The 3,103-nt window shown below is 75.4% G+C and carries 3 protein-coding genes; 1 reads left to right on the forward strand and 2 read right to left on the reverse strand.

The features are described from left to right. Positions 1-141: 141 nt before the first annotated feature. Entirely contained in the window at positions 142-1,344 is a 1,203-nt protein-coding gene (locus tag AAHZ94_RS31650) for a sulfite oxidase (protein WP_349997153.1), read from the reverse strand. Positions 1,345-1,484: 140 nt separating this feature from the next. Between AAHZ94_RS31650 and AAHZ94_RS31655 the strand changes: the two genes are divergently transcribed. Then, positions 1,485-1,727: a hypothetical protein gene (locus AAHZ94_RS31655; protein ID WP_349997154.1), complete on the forward strand. Its 243-nt coding sequence runs from the start codon at positions 1,485-1,487 to the stop codon at positions 1,725-1,727. Between the two features lie 115 nt (positions 1,728-1,842). Here AAHZ94_RS31655 and AAHZ94_RS31660 read toward each other — a convergent pair whose 3' ends face one another. After that, positions 1,843-2,859: a TIGR03842 family LLM class F420-dependent oxidoreductase gene (locus AAHZ94_RS31660; protein ID WP_349997155.1), complete on the reverse strand. Its 1,017-nt coding sequence runs from the start codon at positions 2,857-2,859 to the stop codon at positions 1,843-1,845. Between the last annotated feature and the right edge of the window lie 244 nt (positions 2,860-3,103).

The raw sequence follows: 3,103 nt of genomic DNA on the forward strand, positions 1-3,103 counted from the left end.
CGGTCCGGCCACCCGGGGCGACTGAAGCCCCGCTCAGCCGACCACCGACGGTGTCGCGTACGCAGCGGGGGCCCCCCCCCGGGGGGGGGGGGGGGGGGCGCCGTCCCGGTGCGCCCGCGGGCCCACCGGGATGCGGCCCGGTCAGCCGATGGTGACCGGGACCCGGACCACCGCGTCGAACAGGTAGCCCTGGGTGTTGTGCGGGGTGCGCGCGGGCTGGGTGGTGCCGGCCGCGTCGGTGGCCCGTGCCAGGAGTTCGGTCGACCCGCCGCGGCCCGGCTGCCAGGGGACCGACCAGCGCACCCAACTCCCGCGCCGCGCCGGGTCTTTCAGGTGGGCCGGGCGCCAGTGCGCTCCCCCGTCGGTGCTCACCTCGACCCGCACCACCGGCGCCCGCCCGGACCAGGAGCGGCCGGTGAGGTGCTGGTGGCGGCGGGGCGCGAAGGTGGCCCCGGGGTCCAGGTCGAACGCGGACTTGATGGTCTGCCGGGTGAGCGGGGCGCTGCCCTCCGGCGGCTGGCCCGGCCCGAACAGCCGGTAGTAGTCGGTGTTCCAGGGCGAGTGCAGCGGCCGGTCGCCGACCTCGATGTCGCCGAGCCACTTGATGGAGGCGATCCCTATCCAGGACGGCACGACCAGCCGGGCCGGGAAGCCGTGGTCGGGCGGGAGCGGCGCACCGTTCATCTCGTACGCCACGATCACGTCGTCCAGCGCCTTGGCCACCGGCAGCGGGCGGCGCACCCGGCCGAGGTTGACCCCGGCGGTCACGTACTCGCCGTCCAGGCCGCGCGGCAGGACGTCGACGGCGTGGCTGCCGATGCCGGCCCGGCGCAGCACGTCGGCCAGCCGGGCGCCGCGCCAGCGGGCGACGCCGATGGCGCCGAGCGTCCAGGCGGTGCCGGCGACGGTCTCGCCCTGTTGGGAGGTGAAGTAGCTGCGCCCGTTGCCCGCGCACTCGATGGCCACATCGCGGCTGACCGCGGGCAGCGCGCGCAGGTCGGCCAGGGTGAAGCGGACGGGCCCGCCCCGTAGGCCGCTGCCCCAGACGGTCAGGCCCCAGGTGTCCGGGTCGATGCGCGGGGTGCTGGTGTGGTTGCGGACGAAGAAGCGGTCGGTCGGGGTGTGGAAGCCGGTGTCGCGGAAGGCGGAGAGCCGGGTCTCGGCGTTGGTGCCGCGGAGGGTGAACAGTTCGGGCGGCAGGGGTTTGACGATGCCGCTGGTCGGATCGGCAGGTATTTCGGCCGACGCGGCGGCCGAGGCCCGGGCGGGCGGGACGGCGAGCGGGGCAGTGGCCACCGGAGCGGCGGCCAGCAGCTTGAGCAGGGAACGACGGGCAGGAGTCATCGCGGAACACCTCGGGAAAGGGCGCGGGAGAGCGCAGGGGCCAAGGGGGATCACCGGGGCGCGCGAGCGGCGCGGCGGCGCGGGGCAGGCGTCAGCGACAACAACAACAGGGGCGCGGCACAGAGCGCGCGGTGTCAGCCATGCGGGCCATCTTAGGAGGCACCGCCCGCGCCGGCGGCTCCCCGGGCACGATCGGGTTCGCGGCGATCGCCGTGGACGCGCTCCCGGTCACCTTCCGACTGGGGGCTGGAGCCGGGGTTGGCGACTGCGAGGGGCCCGGCCCGTACGCGACCGCGGATGCGTGCGGATGCGCGTACGGGGCCCTGCCTGGGGTGGACGCGCGCCGGGTCGTGCCCGGACGGCGACCCGTACGGGCGTACTGAGGGAGCGCGAGCCGAGAGGACGCGGGAGCCGAGGGGTCAGGAACCGAGGGGTCGGGAGAGGCCGCGGGGCGACGGGGCAGCGGGCAGGAGGGCCAGCCGTGCTGGAGGGCGGGCGCTACCGGGCGGTCAGCGCGGGGATGACCTCGCTGCCGTAGCCGTCGATGATCTCCTCGCGCGCGTCGTGCATGGCGTACAGCGCGAACTGGTCGACGCCCAGGTCCCGCAGGGCCGCCAACTTGGCAAGGTGGGCGGCGGGCGGGCCCAGTACGCAGAACCGGTCGACGACCTCGTCGGGCACGAACTCCGTGTCGGGGTTGCCGGCGCGGCCGTGGTGCGCGTAGTCGTAGCCCTCGCGGCTCTTGATGTAGCTGGTCAGTTCGGCGGGGACGGCGCCGGATTCCGTGCCGTAGCGGCTGACGAGGTCGGCCACGTGGTTGCCGACCATGCCGCCGAACCAGCGGCACTGGTCCCTGGCGTGCGCGAGCGCCTGGGGCGTGTCGTCGCACAGGTAGGCCGGCGCGGCCACACAGATCGTCAGCTCGGCCGGGTCGCGGCCGGCCTCGGCCGCGGCGGCGCGAACCGCCGTGACCATCCATTCCGTCAGCAGCGGGTCGGCAAGTTGCAGAATGAAGCCGTCGGCCTTCTGCCCGGCCAGCGCCAGCGCCTTCGGCCCGTAGCCGGCCATCCACACCGGCAGCCGCCCGCCCCGCACCCACGGCAGCCGCACGGTGGCGCCGTCCACCACCGCTTCCCGCCCCTCGGCGAGGTCCCGCAGGGCGTCGATGCAGGTGGCGAGGGTGGTCAGGCCGCAGGGGCGACGGCCGGCGACGCGCATCGCCGAGTCGCCGCGGCCGATGCCGCACACCGTCCGGTTGCCGTACATCTCGTTGAGGGTGGCGAACGTGGAGGCCGTCACCTCCCAGGTGCGGGTGCCGGGGTTGGTCACCATCGGTCCGACGATGAGCCGTTCGGTGTGTTCGAGCACCCGGCTGTAGATGACGAACGGCTCCTGCCACAGCACGGCGGAGTCGAACGTCCAGCCGTAGCGGAAGCCGTTGCGCTCGGCGCGCTGCATCAGGCTGACGGTCTGCGCAGCGGGCGGGTCGGTCTGGAGGACGATGCCGAAGTCCACGGTGGTCTCCAAGGGGGCGGAGGGGGCGGCAGGTGTACGCGGCGCGCGGTACGAGGGGAACGGGCCGGGGCCAGGCGCGACGGGGCCGAAGCGACAAAGCGACAAGGGGTCAGAGTGTCGGGAAGGTAGGGAAGGTTGGGGAGTCGGGAGGTCGGGCGGGAGGTGCCGGGGGGGGGGGGGGGGGGGGGGGGGGGGGGGGGGGGGGGGGGGGGGGGGGCGGGGGGGGGGGGGGGCGGGGGGGGGG

The organism is Streptomyces sp. HSW2009, assembly GCF_040240285.1.
In the GTDB taxonomy this organism is placed as follows: Bacteria; Actinomycetota; Actinomycetes; order Streptomycetales; family Streptomycetaceae; genus Streptomyces.